Consider the following 16,316-nt stretch of genomic DNA (forward strand, 5'->3'; position numbering starts at 1 on the left):
GCATCTTTGTGGCCCGGATCAATTCAAAAGCGCGCGGGCAGCGCGGTTGAGCCGGCTCTGTTACTCCGCGGCAACAAGATAGGAGGGCAAGCATTTCGCACCTGCCCCGCCAGTGCAAGGCTGGCTCTCAAGCTGCGCGAGCTTGCGATAGAGGGTGGAGCGGCCAATGCCCAGCCGACGGGCGACTTCCGACAAGCGGCCTTCATAGCGGGCGCAGGCCAGGCGGATCAGGTCCGCCTCAATGGCGTCCAGCGGGCGCAAATGCCCATCCTGCCCAGTATGGGGCAGGGTGGGGAAAGCGTCATCTGGTGATGTCGGGGCGGGAGGGCGTGCGTTTGCCGTCTCCGGCATCCGGGCTTTCAGCGCCAGGGCGTTGGCCAGCGCGACCTGAAGCCGCAGGGCGCCGGCCGGCTTCACCACGAAATCGGCCGCGCCAGCCCGGATGGCGTTGGCGGCCCCGTCCATTCCGGCAGGGGTGACAGCCACGACGACTGGCATGTCCATGCCCTGCGCCGTCATGGCCTGAAGCAGCCCCATGCCATCCAGCTCCGGCAGAACCAGATCCAGCAATACGATATCGAACGCCTGATGGCGCAGGCAGGTGAGGGCGGCATCGCCATTGGCGGCATGTGTGCAGCGATAGCCCAGCGCGCCAAGAGCCGATTCGAGACGTGCGGCTTCGGTCTCGTCATCCTCGACAAGCAGCAGGCTGGGGTGGTTGGGCGGGGTGGTCATGGCGATCCGGCGCAATCTCGAAGCATGAATCCTGCTCGATGCCGGAATTTTGGCCGGGGATTGTTAAGCAACTCTAAGCGCGGCAAGGGAAGGCGGCCGGCTGATGTGACTGGCCCGTATGATTGGCACATGCGGGCGGATTGAAGCGGAGGGGGCTGAGGGGCTAAGTAAGAGCCCCTGTTCGTTCCATACCGGAGGACCCATGCTTCCCTTCGCCGAATCCTTTGCGGGCCTTCTGTCCCGTGCCCCGTCCCAGGCTGGTGCGGGCGCTGAAGCCCAGCCTTTGCCGGAATGGAACCTGACAGATCTTTATCCATCCATGGATTCGCCGGATCTGGAAGCTGATCTTGTTCGGGTGGATGTGGCCTGCAAGGCTTTCGAGACGGATTACAAGGGCAAGCTGGCTGATCTGCTGGCGGGTGAAAGCGGTGGCGCGGCGCTGGCCACAGCTGTGAAGCGCTATGAGGAGGTGGAAGATCTCATCGGCCGCATCGCCTCCTATGCCAGCCTTGTCTATGCGGGTGATACATCGGATGTGGCCCGCGCCAAGTTCCATGGCGATGTGCAGGAGCGGCTTACCAACACCTCCACCCATCTGCTGTTCTTCACGCTGGAAATGAACCGGCTGGATGATGCTGCATTGGAAACGGCCATGGGCGCAACGCCTGCGCTGGCGCATTATCGCCCCTGGCTGGAAGATCTGCGCAAGGACAAGCCCTATCAGCTTGAGGACCGGATCGAGCAGCTTTTCCATGAAAAATCCGGCCCGGCGCGCAATGCCTGGAACCGGCTGTTCAACGAAACCATCTCCGCCCTGCGTTTCAATGTGAACGGGCAGGAGCTGACCATCGAACCCACGCTGAACCTCATGCAGGATCAGAAGGATGAGGTGCGTCGTGAGGCCGGGCTGGCGCTGGCGGATGTGTTCAAGCAGAATCTGCGCACCTTCAGCCTCATCACCAACACGCTGGCGAAGGACAAGGAAATCTCCGATCGCTGGCGCGGCTTTCCCGATGTCGCCTCCTCCCGCCATCTTGCCAACCGGGTGGAGAAGGACGTGGTGGATGCGATGGTGGATGCCATCCGCGCCTCCTATCCGCGCCTGTCGCACCGCTATTATGCGCTGAAGGCGCGCTGGTTCGGGCAGGACAAGCTGGAGTTCTGGGATCGCAACGCACCGCTGCCGAAGGTGGAAACCCGCGAGATCGGCTGGAGCGAGGCACGCGAGACGGTGCTGGGCGCTTATGGCGCTTTCTCGCCGCGCATGGCCGAGATTGCGCAGGTGTTCTTCGACAAGGGCTGGATTGATGCGCCGGTGCGGCCGGGCAAGTCTCCCGGCGCGTTCGCGCATCCCACCGTGCCGTCGGCGCATCCTTATGTGCTGCTGAACTATCAGGGCAAGCCGCGCGATGTGATGACGCTGGCTCATGAACTGGGCCATGGCGTGCATCAGGTGCTGGCTGGCCGGCAGGGCGCGCTGATGGCCCCGACCCCGCTGACGCTCGCCGAAACCGCCTCCGTTTTCGGAGAGATGCTGACCTTCCGCCGTCTGCTGAATGCTGCCGAAACCCCTCAGGCCCGCAAGGTGATGCTGGCCCAGAAGGTGGAAGACATGATTAACACGGTGGTGCGTCAGACGGCCTTCTACACCTTCGAGCGGTATGTCCACACCGAGCGGCGCAAGGGTGAACTGACGGCCGACGCCATTGGCGATATCTGGATGAAGGTACAGGCTGAGAGCCTCGGCCCGGCCATTCATCTGGGCGAGGGCTACGAAACCTTCTGGACCTATATCCCCCACTTTATTCACGCGCCTTTCTATGTCTATGCCTATGCCTTCGGCGATTGCCTCGTGAACTCGCTCTATGCGGTTTACGAGCAGGCGGCGGACGGTTTCGCCGAGCGTTACATGGAGATGCTGGCCGCTGGTGGCACCAAGCATCATTCCGAGCTGCTCGCGCCGTTCGGGCTGGATGCGCGTGATCCGGCCTTCTGGCAGACCGGCCTGTCGCTGATCGACAACATGATTAGCGAACTGGAAGGCATGGAGGGCTGAGCCTTCAGCTCACGGTTCATGTCGTGTGAATGAAGGTGAGGGAAAAGGGCGCGGCCTGTGCCGCGCCTTTACGTCTTCTCAACCCGGAAGGCGGCATTGTGGCATGATGATGTGGCGAACTGGCCGGCTTGTAAGTGCGCTGATGCTCGGCATTGCCGGGTCGGTGATGACGCATGCCTTCATGCCCGCCGCGCAGGCGCAGGAAAAGCCCGCCGCGCCGCAGGCTTCGGCGGTGCCGCGCCGCATGCCTTTGCCCATGCCCTCTCCGGCACGCATGGCGGTGGAGGGGGTCGATACGGAAGCCCTCAAGGCCGATGTTGAGCGCGAGGCGGCCTTTCGCGCCCGCTTGCAGGCCGAGATGGAGGCCGCGCGAGGGAATCGCGCCAAGCTGAATACATTGCTGATTGAAGCGGCGGCTCGCACACGTTCTGTGGAGCAACAGCTTGTCAATGTGGAAGCCCGGCTGAAGCCACTGGATGCTGCCGAGCAGGAGTTGACGGCCTCTCTCTCGGAGCGCCGGCAGGTGCTGGGGCAGGTGCTGGCGGCTCTGCTGCGTATGGGGCGCAACCCACCCCCGGCCATGCTGATGCGCCCGGATGATGCGCTCGACGCCGTGCGTTCCGCCATTCTCATGGGCGCTCTGTTGCCGGAATTGCGGGTGGAGGCGGAAACCCTGGCCGCCGATCTTTCCGAGTTGCTGCGCGTGCGCAGCGCTCTTTCAGAGGCGCGCACACGGCTGACAACCCTGCGTATCAGTCTGGCCGAGGACCGGGAGCGTCTCGCCGTGCTGGTGAAGGAGCGCCAGCGCATCCAGACGGCGCAAAACCCGGTTTCCAGCGATGATCGCACCCGTGCGGCCAGCCTGGCGCGCAATACCGGCGATGTGCATGCTCTGGTTAACCGGCTGGAAAATGAGGTGGCGCCCGCCGCCCGAGCCGCCGGTGCCGCGCAGACGGCGGAGGCCACGCGCCCACCCATGGTTGACCCGAAGGCGGGCCTTACGGCTTTTCGTGATCCGGCCCGTATCACGCCGGCCATCGCCTTTGCTGACGCCAAGGGGCTTTTGCCTTTGCCGGTTGCCGGCACAAAGCTGCATGCGTTCGGTGCGGCCGATGGCGTGGGTGGGCAAGAAAAGGGAATCACCCTTCAAACCCAGCCAGGGGCGCAGGTGACAGCCCCTGCCGATGGCTGGGTGGTCTATGCCGGGCCGTTCCGCAGCTATGGACAACTCTTGATTATCAATGCCGGCGGTGGCTACCATATTTTGCTGGCTGGCATGGAACGGATCACGGTGGAACTGGGGCAGTTCGTGCTGGCGGGTGAGCCTGTCGCCATCATGGGGACGGGCGCCAGAGGGGCAAATGCTGGAAACAGCACGTCATCTACTGGCGCGGCCATGGGACAGCCCCATTTATATGTCGAATTCCGGAAAGACGGGAATTCCATTGATCCTGCCCCATGGTGGGCAGCAACGGACAATCGGAAGGTACGCGGATGATGCGTAGGGCCTCTTTGTTTCTTTTTGGCGTGGCCGCCGGGGCCCTGGTTGCCGTAGGTGCGGTGCAACCGCGCCTGCTGCCCGGTTCTCTTCTGGGCACAGCGGCGGAGGCTGCCTCCCCCGATACGTATCGCCAGCTGAACCTGTTTGGTGACGTGTTTGAGCGCGTGCGCTCCGATTATGTCGAACGGCCGGAAGACCAGAAGCTGATCGAGGCGGCCATCAATGGCATGCTCCAGTCTCTGGACCCACACTCCTCCTATATGGACGCGAAGAATCACCGCGACATGCAGGTGCAGACCAAGGGTGAGTTTGGCGGTCTTGGCATTGAAGTCACCATGGAAGACGGCGTGGTGAAGGTGGTGGCCCCCATGGAGGAGACCCCCGCCGCACGCGCTGGCGTTCTGGCCGGTGATCTCATCGTGAAGCTGGATGGCGAGCAGGTTCAGGGCCTCACCCTGAATGAAGCCGTGGACAAGATGCGTGGAGCGGTGGGCAAGCCCATCACCCTCACCATTCTGCGCAAGGGGGCGGACAAGCCAATTGATATCAAGGTGGTGCGTGACACCATCAAGATTCAGGTGGTGCGCTCTCGGGTCGAGGATGGGGATATCGGCTATATCCGCGTCAATTCCTTCAACGAGCAAACCTATGACAGCCTGAAGAAGGCCATCGCCAACATCACCAGGGAGGTGGGCGAGAAGAAGCTGAAGGGCTTCATCATTGATCTGCGCAACAATCCCGGCGGGCTTCTGGATCAGGCTATTTCTGTGTCTGATGCCTTCCTGAACCGTGGGGAGATTGTTTCCACGCGCGGCCGCAATGCGGAAGAAACCCAGCGTTTCAATGCGCGCAGCGGTGATCTCGCCAATGGCAAGCCGGTGATCGTGCTGGTGAATGGCGGTTCGGCATCGGCCTCGGAGATTGTCGCCGGCGCCCTGCAAGATCAGAAGCGGGCGACAGTTCTCGGGTCGCGCACTTTCGGCAAGGGATCGGTGCAGACCATCATTCCGCTGGGCGGCAGCGGTGCGCTGCGCCTGACCACGGCGCGCTATTATACGCCGTCGGGTCGCTCGATTCAGGCCAAGGGAATCGAGCCGGATATCGTGCTGGTGCAGGATATGCCGGAGGAGATGAAGGCCAAATTCGGGGCGCTCGCCAGCAATAAGGGTGAAGCCTCGCTGCGTGGCCACCTGAAGAATGGCGATGAGGAAGTGGCGGGTTCGCCATCCTATGTGCCGCCGGAAGCCAAGGATGATACCCAGCTCAAACTGGCGATCGAACTGCTTCAGGGCACGGTGAAGAACGCGGCCTTCCCGCCGAATCCGGATCGCGCCAGCCGCGCCGACTGAGGCTGTTCTGGGCGAAGTGACGCCTTTCAGGATGCAGGATCGGGCCTCGCTCAAAATTTGGGCGGGGCCTTTTTTGAGGCGAATCCACCGCGTTTGGCGCGAGACGACAGATCATTCCCGTATGCGTGCAGGCCGGAATCTGGCGCCTACTGGAGGTTGGTGGTTTCGGGAATGCCATGATTCACGGGTCTGAAGCCGGAAAACTTCGTCGGGGAAAGGTGTGGACAACCGAATCCGCATCCCTTTGAAAGACGTTAATTTTGGTTCAAACCCTTTCCATCATAATGCTTTAGGGGATATCAGCAGGGCAAGGGCGTGCACATGCCATCCTTCGGTCATGTTGCCGCCTTGATCTGCCTGTGTTAGGCACTGCGGGATTTTCGAGGGTCGGGTTTCGTCCGCTCGCGAGGTCGCACAAGATTATTCCCAACAGATCAAGGGTTTGGGCCGCGGCTGTGCCACAGGTTCAGACGGCTGCAAGTCCGAGAGAGGTGCGGGGTGGCGGAGACGATCGTGTCAGGCATGGCTGGGCGCTACGCGACAGCGCTATTCGAGCTCGCAGACGAGGCCGGTGCCATTGATGCCGTGAAGGCGGATCTTGATCGTTTCTCGGCTTTGATGGCCGAGAGCGCGGATCTGGAGCGGCTTGTGAAAAGCCCTGTATTCACGGCGGAGGAACAGCTCCATGCCGTGGGTGCGATTCTGGACAAGGCGGAAATTTCGGGTCTTGCCGGTAATTTCGTGAAGCTGGTGGCGCAGAACCGCCGTCTGTTCGCGTTGCCCGGCATGATTGCGGATTTCACCGCCCTGGTCGCCGCCCGGCGCGGTGAAATTACTGCGAAGGTGACGGTCGCCTCGTCGTTGAACGACGAGCAGTTCGCCTCGCTGAAGGATATGCTGGCCCAGAAGACCGGCAAGGACGTTCAGCTCGACGTGACTGTCGATCCGTCCATCCTCGGTGGTCTGATTGTGAAGCTCGGCTCGCGCATGGTCGATGCTTCCCTCAAGACCAAGCTCAATTCTATCCGTTATGCGATGAAAGAGGTCCGCTGATGGACATTCGAGCCGCTGAAATCTCTGCTATCCTCAAGGAGCAGATCCAGAACTTCGGTCAGGAAGCTGAAGTTTCCGAAGTCGGGCAGGTTCTGTCTGTTGGTGACGGTATCGCCCGCGTTTATGGCCTGGACAATGTGCAGGCCGGCGAAATGGTCGAGTTCGAGAATGGTACGCGCGGTATGGCGCTGAACCTGGAACTCGACAATGTCGGTATCGTGATCTTCGGCTCCGACCGTGAGATCAAGGAAGGTCAGACTGTCAAGCGGACCGGCGCCATTGTGGATGCCCCCGTGGGCAAGGGCCTGCTGGGTCGCGTCGTTGACGCTCTCGGTAATCCGATCGACGGCAAGGGCCCGATCGAATACACCGAGCGTCGCCGCGTTGACGTGAAGGCTCCGGGCATCATTCCGCGCAAGTCGGTGCATGAGCCCATGCAGACTGGCCTCAAGGCCATTGACGCCATGATCCCCGTTGGTCGCGGCCAGCGTGAGCTCATCATTGGTGACCGTCAGACCGGCAAGACCGCTGTCGCGCTCGACGCCATTCTGAACCAGAAGCCCATCAACCAGGGCGATGACGAGAAGGCCAAGCTCTACTGCGTGTATGTCGCGGTGGGTCAGAAGCGCTCCACCGTCGCGCAGTTCGTGAAGGTTCTGGAAGAGCAGGGCGCGCTGGAATATTCCATCGTCGTCGCCGCGACCGCTTCCGATCCGGCACCGATGCAGTTCCTGGCGCCCTTCACCGGCACCGCCATGGGCGAGTTCTTCCGCGACAACGGCATGCACGCCCTGATCGTTCATGACGATCTGTCCAAGCAGGCTGTGGCTTACCGCCAGATGTCCCTGCTTCTGCGTCGTCCTCCGGGGCGTGAAGCCTATCCGGGCGACGTGTTCTATCTGCACTCCCGTCTTCTGGAGCGCGCCGCGAAGCTGAATGACGCCAATGGCGCCGGCTCCCTCACCGCTCTGCCGGTGATCGAGACCCAGGCCAATGACGTGTCGGCCTACATCCCCACCAATGTCATCTCCATCACTGACGGTCAGATCTTCCTTGAGTCCGACCTGTTCTATCAGGGCATTCGTCCTGCGGTGAATGTGGGTCTCTCGGTGTCTCGCGTGGGCTCTTCGGCCCAGATCAAGGCGATGAAGCAGGTTGCCGGCAAGATCAAGGGCGAGCTCGCCCAGTATCGCGAACTGGCGGCCTTCGCCCAGTTCGGTTCGGATCTTGATGCTTCCACGCAAAAGCTCCTGAACCGTGGTGCGCGCCTGACCGAGCTGCTGAAGCAGGCCCAGTTCTCCCCGCTGAAGGTGGAAGAGCAGGTTGCCGTGATCTTTGCGGGCATCAATGGCTATCTCGATCCGCTGCCGGTGAATAAGGTCGGTGAGTTCGAGCAGGGGCTGCTGCTGGCGCTGCGTTCGCAGCATCAGGATATCCTCGATGCCATCCGTACCTCCAAGGAACTCTCCAAGGAGACTGCCGAGAAGCTGACGAAGGTGATCAACACCTTCTCCAAGAGCTTCGCCTGATCGGCGTTTTCCACGTTCCTCGAACCTGACGGACGGGCGCGATGGCGAGTTTGAAAGAACTAAGAAACCGCATCGCTTCGGTGAAAGCGACGCAGAAGATCACCAAGGCGATGCAGATGGTCGCTGCGGCGAAGCTGCGTCGTGCTCAGATCGCCGCCGAAGCGGCACGGCCCTATGCAAGTCGCATGGAGACCGTGCTTGGCAATCTTGCCGCGGGCATTGTTGGGAATGCGCAGGCTCCCGTGCTGCTGGCTGGCACGGGGCAGACGCAGACCCACCTTCTGCTGGTGTGCACTGGCGAGCGTGGGCTGTGCGGGGCCTTCAATTCCGCCATCGCCCGTCTGGCTCGTGAAAAGGCGCAGTCTCTCATTGCCGATGGCAAGGAAGTGAAAATCTTCTGCGTCGGACGCAAGGGCTATGACCAGCTGCGCCGGGTCTACCCGGACAATATCGTCGAGCTGGTGGATCTGCGTTCGGTACGCAATATCGGCTTCAAGGAGGCGAATGATATCGCCTCCAAGATCCTGAGCATGCTGGATGCCGGCGGCTTTAATGTTTGCACGCTCTTCTATTCCAACTTCAAGAGTGTGATCTCTCAGGAGCCGGTGGCGCAGCAGATCATTCCTGCCAGCTTCCCTGAACGGGCAAGCGACGCTCCCGCGCCGATCTATGAGTATGAGCCGGTTGAGGAGGAAATCCTCAAGGATCTGCTGCCGCGCAATGTGGCCGTGCAGATCTTCCGCGCCCTGCTTGAGAATCAGGCGTCCTTCTATGGTGCGCAGATGAGCGCCATGGATAATGCGACCCGCAATGCGGGCGACATGATCAAGAAGCAGACGCTCACCTATAACCGCACCCGCCAGGCCATGATCACGAAGGAACTGATCGAGATCATCTCTGGCGCCGAGGCCCTCTGACGCCTCGCGACGGAAGATACGAAGGACGACGAAAATGGCGAACAAGGTCGGACGCATTACCCAGGTCATCGGCGCCGTCGTCGACGTGCAGTTTGACGACCATCTGCCGGCGATCCTCAATGCGCTGGAAACCACCAATCAGGGCAACCGCCTTGTGCTGGAAGTGGCTCAGCATCTCGGCGAGAACACCGTGCGCACCATCGCCATGGATGCGACCGAAGGTCTCGTGCGTGGTCAGGAGGTCTCCGACACGGGTGAGCCGATCAATGTGCCGGTGGGCGAAGGTACGCTTGGCCGTATCATGAACGTGATCGGCGAGCCGGTGGACGAGGTCGGTCCGATCTCGTTCGAGACCACCCGTGCGATCCATCAGCCGGCTCCTTCCTATGCCGAGCAGGCGACGGAAGCAGAGATCCTCGTCACCGGCATCAAGGTGGTGGATCTGCTGGCGCCTTACGCCAAGGGCGGCAAGATCGGCCTGTTCGGCGGCGCTGGCGTGGGCAAGACCGTGCTCATCATGGAGCTCATCAACAACGTCGCAAAGGCGCATGGCGGTTACTCCGTGTTTGCCGGCGTGGGTGAGCGGACCCGTGAAGGCAACGATCTCTATTATGAGATGATCGAATCCAACGTGAACAAGGACCCCAAGGAGCATGGTGGCTCCGCTGCGGGCTCTAAGTGTGCGCTGGTCTATGGTCAGATGAACGAGCCTCCGGGCGCGCGTGCCCGTGTGGCGCTGACCGGTCTGACGGTTGCTGAAAACTTCCGCGACCAGGGTCAGGACGTGTTGTTCTTCGTGGACAATATCTTCCGCTTCACGCAGGCGGGTTCGGAAGTGTCCGCGCTTCTCGGCCGTATTCCCTCGGCCGTGGGTTATCAGCCGACGCTGGCCACCGATATGGGTGCCCTGCAGGAGCGCATCACCACCACCACCAAGGGTTCGATCACCTCTGTGCAGGCCATTTACGTGCCGGCCGACGATCTGACCGACCCGGCCCCGGCCGCGTCCTTCACCCATCTTGACGCTACGACCGTGCTGTCGCGCTCGATCGCCGAGAAGGGTATCTACCCGGCTGTGGATCCGCTGGACTCCACCTCGCGCATGCTGTCGCCCGCCATTCTGGGCGAAGAGCACTACAACACCGCGCGTCAGGTGCAGCAGACGCTTCAGCGCTACAAGTCCTTGCAGGACATCATTGCGATCCTGGGCATGGATGAGCTTTCCGAAGAGGATAAGCTGACCGTGGCCCGCGCCCGCAAGATCGAGCGCTTCCTCTCCCAGCCCTTCCATGTGGCTGAAGTCTTCACGGGTTCGCCCGGCAAGCTGGTGGACCTGCAGGACACCATCAAGGGCTTCAAGGGGCTGGTCGAAGGCAAGTATGATTACCTGCCGGAGCAGGCCTTCTACATGGTGGGTTCCATTGAGGAAGCCATCGAGAAGGGCAAGAAGCTCGCCGCTGAAGCTGCGTGATGTGATTGCATCCGGGGGCTGGCTCCCGGATGTTCCACGCCGTCAAATGCTGTGCGGTCATGAGATCGCACAGCAGGCCGGTTGATCCGTTTGTGTTGCAAGATGCAGGACGCTCTATGGCCAAAAGCCATAGGGAAATGTCTCAGCCGTGCGGAACAGTTCCTTTCGGGACGTAAGTCGGAGATAAATGACGATGACTGCTCTTTCCTTTGAGTTGGTCTCGCCCGAAAAGCTGGTGTTTTCCGGGACTGCGACGGAAGTGATTATTCCTGGCGCAGAGGGCGAGTTTGGCGTGCTGGCCGGTCACGGTCCCTTTGTTGGCATGTTGAAAGCCGGCATTTTGACGATCCGTACCGATGCTGAGCGTCAGCGTTTCTTCGTGCGCGGCGGTTTCGCTGAGGTGAATGCGTCGGGGCTGACGGTTCTCGCTGAAGAAGCCACGTCAGTTGAAGAGATTGATCCGGCGCATATCCAGCAGGAGATCCAGAACTGCCGTGAAGATATTGCCGATGCGTCGTCCGATGATGCGCGGCAGGCAGCTGAGCGTCAGTTGGGTGATCTCTTGCAGGTGGCGGATGCGCTGTCTCGTGGTTTTGAAGGTGGTTCTGCCCATTGAGGGCGATGTGATCGCCTGACGCTTGTTGAAGTATCAAAAGTCAAAACAGGCCAGATGCGGGATGCCGCGTCTGGCCTGTTTTTTATGTGTCTCTCAGAAGGGCGGAAGTATTCTGGCTGGCTGGGCATAGGGCTTGGAGCTTGGGTTTGGAATGCCGCTCTTTCATCAGCTGGTTCAGTGGGTGGCGAAGTCAGCGTAGTGATGCCGATACGGATAGCGCTCATATCAGCTTGCCTTACATTTAATCAATAAATTCGATTGAATGTAAAAAACCAACGCCATTGATTGATGTCTTGGAAGGGCTGATCTTGCGGCCAAAAGGTCGCAGGAGGGCACCATGTCCGATGAAACTTATGTCGCCCCGACAGATCAACAGCTGAATACACAAGAAGAGGGGGCCACAATCTCCAAGTCAGCAGGCGGCATGGGGTGGCTGGAGGGCTTGGGCTCGATTGGGCCAGGCCTCATGCTTACTGTGGCCATCGCCGCCATCGCTTATGGTGTGCGGATGATCCCCGGTGTGGATTTCTTCAGCCCACTAGTGCTGGCGATTATCATCGGTATGGTATTTCACAATGTGATTGGCACGCCGGCCATCGCCGCACCGGGTGTGAAATTCGCTCTGCGGCGCATCCTGCGCTTCGCCATTATCCTGCTGGGTCTTCAGCTCACCTTCGAGCAAATTCGCATGGTGGGCGGAACCGGCTTTCTCATTGTGGCTGTGGTCCTGTTCGCGAGCTTCTTCTTCACCCGCTGGGCCGGCCGGCTGATGGGGGTGGACGCCAAGCTCAGTGAACTGATCGCAGCCGGCACCTCTATTTGCGGCGCATCAGCTGTCATTGCGACAAATACGGTGACGCGTGGTTCGGATGAGGATGTCGCCTATGCGGTGGCCTGTGTCACCGTGTTCGGCTCTCTCTCCATGCTGCTGGCCCCAGTGCTGCTTCCATATACGGGGTTTGATGCGCAAGCCTATGGGTTGTGGACAGGCTCGGCCATCCATGAGGTGGCGCAGGTCGTGGCCGCCGCCTTTCAGGGCGGGCAGCAGGCGGGTGAATTCGGCACTGTTGCCAAGCTGTCGCGGGTCATGCTTCTGGCGCCGCTGGTGATCGGCCTCGGAGCCGTGGCGGTGTGGCGCGCGCGGGGAAACCGCGAGGCCGGCCATGCCAGCCCGCCGTTGCCGTGGTTCGTGTTCGGCTTCATTGCTTTGGTCTGCATCAACAGTTTCAATATCATTCCGGCTGATGTGAAGCCGCCTGTCGCCAGCCTCACCACTTTTCTTCTGGCCGTGGCGCTGGGGGCGATGGGGCTGGAAACAGATGTGCGCAAGCTGCGCATGAAGGGCATGCGCCCCCTTCTGCTTGGCGCGTTGGCATGGGTTTTCATCTCAGCTCTGAGCTTTATCCTGATCGCCTTCTTCATGATTTGAGGGTGAACAGGTCAAACCATGACGCTGGAACAGTTACGGGTTTTCGTCATGGTGGCAGAGCTGCTGCACATGACGCGCGCGGCCGAGCGGATGAACATGACACAGTCTGCTGTCAGTGCCTCGGTTGCGGCGCTTGAAGCCTCCTGCGGCCTGCCGCTTTTCCATCGCATCGGCCGGCGGATTGAGCTGACGGAGGAGGGGCGCGCCTTCAGGGGTGAGGCTGAGGCGATACTCAGCCGGGTGTCTGTTGCTGAAACTGTGCTGGCAGATCTCTCCGGCATGCGACGGGGGCGGTTGGTCATTCATGCCAGCCAGACCATTGCGAACTACAGGCTGGGGCCACTGCTGCATCGTTTCCACATGAGGTATCCGCAGATCGGGCTTGAAGTGGCGCTGGGCAATACGGCTCAGGTGGTGGGGGCCGTGCGCGAGGGTGGGGCGGATCTGGGCTTTGTGGAAGGCGATGTGGCCGAACCCAACCTTGCCCGGTTGACCATTCCCGGAGACAGGCTGGTGCTTGTGGTGGGGCAGGGCCATGCCTGGCAGGGGCGCACACAGATCAACCCTGAAGATCTGCTCACCGTGCCTTTTGTATTGCGTGAGGCGGGCTCCGGCACACGCCAGGTGTTTGAGGATGCATTGCGCACGGCGGGGGTGGCACCCGAACGTCTGCATGTCGCCCTCGCTCTGCCCTCCAATGAGGCGGTCATCAGCGCGGTGATGGCCGGGGCAGGCGCAACGGTGATTTCCGATCTTGTGGCGGCGGCGGGTTTTGAGGCGGGTACGCTGCATCGTTTGCCTCTGGCTTTGCCGCCGCGGCGCTTTTACGCTCTGCGCCATGCAGACAGATATCATTCACGCGCGGCCCGCGCCCTGCTGGATCTGGCGCTGGAGACAGGTCGGCGCGGGTGAGAGGGGCTGTAGCCAGCTTGTCGCGGGCGGCCGGTCTCGTGCTTGATACCAACACCAAACAAACCAGATGCCGTGGAGGAGGAAAGCATGTCCGGGGCCCGGATTCTGTACGGAATATCGCATTCAGGCCATGCCCACAGGGTGGAGCTTCTGTTGCGTATGCTGAAGCTGCCTTATGAGATGCGCGAAGCGCCCCAGGAGGTGAGGCAGGAGGAGGCTTTTCTCCGGCTGAATCCGCTGAGGCAGATTCCGGTCTTGCAGGATGGGGATCTTGTGCTGTGCGATAGCTGCGCCATTCTGGTCTATCTGGTGAAAGCCTATGCGCCGGGAACGCACTGGCTGCCAGAAGATGCGGTGGGCGCTGCGGAAGTTCAGCGGTGGCTGGCTTTTGCTGCGGGGGAGTTGAAATATGGCCCGGCCGCAGCCCGGCGGATGGCGCTGTGGAACATGCCCGGTGACAAGCGTGAGGCAGTTCGTATTGCCCGCACATTTCTGACTTTCATGAACGGGCATCTGGAAGAGCGGATCTGGCTGGCCACGGGGCAGCCCACAATCGCGGACCTAGCCTGTTACGCCTATGTGGCTCATGCCCCGGAGGGCGGTATAGATCTGACGCCTTATCCGGCGGTGCGGGTGTGGTTGCAACGGGTGCAGGCTTTGCCGGGCTTCTTCCCCATGCCCGCGTCTCCTCTGCCAGCTCCCGCGCCGCTGGCCTCTACCGGATCGGGTCATTTTACGACCGGTCCCCGTTGAACAAGTGATTCGCGCGGGGCTTTTTCTCGAAAATCCTGAAGAATGAGCCCCGCACACACCTGCCCGCAGCCTGTGGAGAGCCGTTGAAGGGCGCGGAAGGGCATTGAAGATGAATGGCCCGGACAGGCTTGCGCAATCTGGCCTGTTTCCCGGCTTGTAGCCGCCTCAAGCCGGTGCTATGCGGCGAAGATGACCGCCAGCGCTCAAAAGAACATTCGCAATTTTTCCATCGTCGCTCATATCGACCATGGAAAGTCCACCCTTGCCGATCGGCTGATCCAGATCACCGGCGGGCTCACGGCCCGTGAGATGACCGATCAGGTGCTCGACAATATGGATATCGAGCGCGAACGCGGCATCACCATCAAGGCGCAGACCGTGCGCCTGGCCTACAAGGCCCATGATGGCGAAATCTATACGCTGAACCTCATCGACACTCCCGGCCATGTGGATTTTGCCTATGAGGTGAACCGTTCGCTGGCCGCCGTGGAAGGCTCTCTTCTGGTAGTGGACGCCTCGCAGGGGGTGGAGGCGCAGACCTTGGCCAATGTGTATCAGGCGCTGGACAACGACCATGAGATCGTGCCCGTCCTGAACAAGGTGGACTTGCCGGCCGCCGAGCCGGAAAAGGTGAAGGCGCAGATTGAGGATGTGATCGGTCTGGACGCTTCCGATGCCATCGGCATTTCTGCCAAGACCGGCCTGAATGTGGAGCAGGTGCTGGAAGCCATTGTGACGCGCCTGCCGCCCCCCACCGGAGACCGTGAGGCGCCGCTGAAGGCGCTGCTGGTGGATAGCTGGTACGATGTCTATCTCGGCGTGGTGGTTCTGGTGCGCGTTATGGATGGCGTGCTCAAGAAGGGCCAGCGCATCAAGATGCTGGGTTCCGGCGCATCCTATGATGTGGACCGGGTGGGTGTGTTCACTCCCAAGATGGTGGCCGTGCAGGAACTGGGGCCGGGTGAAATCGGCTTCCTCACCGGCTCCATCAAGGAAGTGGCTGATACCCGCGTGGGTGATACCATCACCGAGGAGAAGCGCTCCTGCGCGGAAGCGCTGCCGGGCTTCAAGCCGGCCCAGCCCGTGGTGTTCTGCGGCCTGTTCCCTGTTGATGCTGCGGATTTTGACGATCTGCGCGCCGCCATGGGCAAGCTGCGGTTGAACGATGCCAGCTTCTCCTTCGAGATGGAAACCTCGGCGGCGCTGGGCTTCGGCTTCCGCTGCGGCTTTCTCGGCCTGTTGCATCTGGAAATCATCCAGGAGCGGCTGGAGCGCGAGTTCAATCTCGACCTGATCGCCACTGCACCTTCGGTCATCTATGAAATCGGGATGACGGATGGCTCCGTGATTGAGCTGCACAATCCGGCCGATATGCCGGATGTGGTGAAAATCGAGGAAATCCGCGAGCCGTGGATCCGCGCCACTATCATGACGCCGGATGAGTATCTCGGCGCCGTGCTCAAGCTGTGTCAGGACCGGCGCGGCAACCAGATTGAGCTCACCTATGTCGGCGCACGCGCCATGGTGACCTATGATCTGCCGCTGAACGAGGTGGTGTTCGATTTCTATGATCGGCTGAAATCCATCTCCAAGGGTTATGCCTCGTTTGATTACCAGATCACCGAATATCGCCCCGGCGATCTGGTGAAGATGTCGCTGCTGGTGAATGCTGAGCCGGTGGATGCTCTCTCCATGCTGGTGCACCGCACCCGCGCCGAAGCGCGCGGTCGTGTGATGTGTGAAAAGCTGAAGGAGCTGATTCCGCAGCACATGTTCCAGATTCCGGTGCAGGCGGCCATTGGTGCGAAAATCATTGCCCGCGAGACCATCCGCGCCTTGCGCAAGGATGTGACCGCCAAATGCTATGGCGGCGATGTCAGCCGCAAGCGCAAGCTGCTGGAGAAGCAGAAAGAGGGCAAGAAGAAGATGCGCCAGTTCGGCAAGGTGGAGATTCCTCAGGAAGCCTTCATCGCCGCCCTGAAGATGGATGACTGA

The 16,316-nt window shown here is 61.0% G+C and carries 13 protein-coding genes; 12 read left to right on the forward strand and 1 reads right to left on the reverse strand.

Annotation, left to right across the window (positions count from 1 at the left end):
* Positions 1-60: 60 nt before the first annotated feature.
* Positions 61-735, reverse strand: a complete 675-nt coding sequence (locus ACT6QH_RS07100; RefSeq protein ID WP_444974116.1) for a response regulator — start codon at positions 733-735, stop codon at positions 61-63.
* Between the two features lie 202 nt (positions 736-937).
* On the opposite strand from ACT6QH_RS07100, the gene ACT6QH_RS07105 reads away from it, so the two are divergent.
* From ACT6QH_RS07105 to lepA, 12 genes are all read left to right on the forward strand, one after another.
* Positions 938-2,791 carry a M3 family oligoendopeptidase gene (locus ACT6QH_RS07105; protein WP_444974117.1) on the forward strand — a complete coding sequence of 618 codons (1,854 nt, stop codon included), beginning with the start codon at positions 938-940 and terminating at the stop codon, positions 2,789-2,791.
* Positions 2,792-2,894: 103 nt separating this feature from the next.
* Positions 2,895-4,289, forward strand: coding sequence for a murein hydrolase activator EnvC family protein (locus ACT6QH_RS07110; protein ID WP_444974118.1), 1,395 nt, complete (start codon positions 2,895-2,897; stop codon positions 4,287-4,289).
* On the forward strand, positions 4,286-5,641 hold the full coding sequence (locus ACT6QH_RS07115) for a S41 family peptidase (protein WP_444974119.1): 1,356 nt from the start codon (positions 4,286-4,288) through the stop codon (positions 5,639-5,641). The genes ACT6QH_RS07110 and ACT6QH_RS07115 overlap by 4 nt, the downstream gene beginning before the upstream one ends.
* Positions 5,642-6,139: 498 nt before the next feature.
* Positions 6,140-6,694 (forward strand): F0F1 ATP synthase subunit delta, encoded by a 555-nt coding sequence (locus ACT6QH_RS07120; protein ID WP_444974120.1) that lies wholly within the window; start codon positions 6,140-6,142, stop codon positions 6,692-6,694.
* The gene (atpA, locus tag ACT6QH_RS07125) at positions 6,694-8,223 is read left to right on the forward strand and encodes a F0F1 ATP synthase subunit alpha (RefSeq protein WP_444974121.1); all 1,530 of its coding nucleotides are present in this window, start codon (positions 6,694-6,696) and stop codon (positions 8,221-8,223) included. The genes ACT6QH_RS07120 and atpA overlap by 1 nt, the downstream gene beginning before the upstream one ends.
* Before the next feature lie 41 nt (positions 8,224-8,264).
* Complete coding sequence (locus ACT6QH_RS07130; protein WP_444974122.1) at positions 8,265-9,140, forward strand: F0F1 ATP synthase subunit gamma; 876 nt, start codon at positions 8,265-8,267, stop codon at positions 9,138-9,140.
* Positions 9,141-9,174: 34 nt separating this feature from the next.
* Positions 9,175-10,611, forward strand: a complete 1,437-nt coding sequence (gene atpD, locus ACT6QH_RS07135; protein ID WP_444974123.1) for a F0F1 ATP synthase subunit beta — start codon at positions 9,175-9,177, stop codon at positions 10,609-10,611.
* 193 nt (positions 10,612-10,804) lie between these two features.
* Positions 10,805-11,227 (forward strand): F0F1 ATP synthase subunit epsilon, encoded by a 423-nt coding sequence (locus ACT6QH_RS07140; protein ID WP_444974124.1) that lies wholly within the window; start codon positions 10,805-10,807, stop codon positions 11,225-11,227.
* A gap of 424 nt (positions 11,228-11,651) precedes the next feature.
* On the forward strand, positions 11,652-12,656 hold the full coding sequence (locus ACT6QH_RS07145) for a YeiH family protein (protein WP_444974167.1): 1,005 nt from the start codon (positions 11,652-11,654) through the stop codon (positions 12,654-12,656).
* Between the two features lie 18 nt (positions 12,657-12,674).
* Complete coding sequence (locus tag ACT6QH_RS07150) at positions 12,675-13,568, forward strand: LysR family transcriptional regulator (RefSeq protein WP_444974125.1); 894 nt, start codon at positions 12,675-12,677, stop codon at positions 13,566-13,568.
* A gap of 87 nt (positions 13,569-13,655) precedes the next feature.
* Complete coding sequence (locus ACT6QH_RS07155) at positions 13,656-14,321, forward strand: glutathione S-transferase (RefSeq protein WP_444974126.1); 666 nt, start codon at positions 13,656-13,658, stop codon at positions 14,319-14,321.
* Between the two features lie 189 nt (positions 14,322-14,510).
* Complete coding sequence (gene lepA, locus ACT6QH_RS07160; RefSeq protein WP_444974127.1) at positions 14,511-16,316, forward strand: translation elongation factor 4; 1,806 nt, start codon at positions 14,511-14,513, stop codon at positions 16,314-16,316.

Source organism: Haloleucobacter albus, assembly GCF_052492075.1.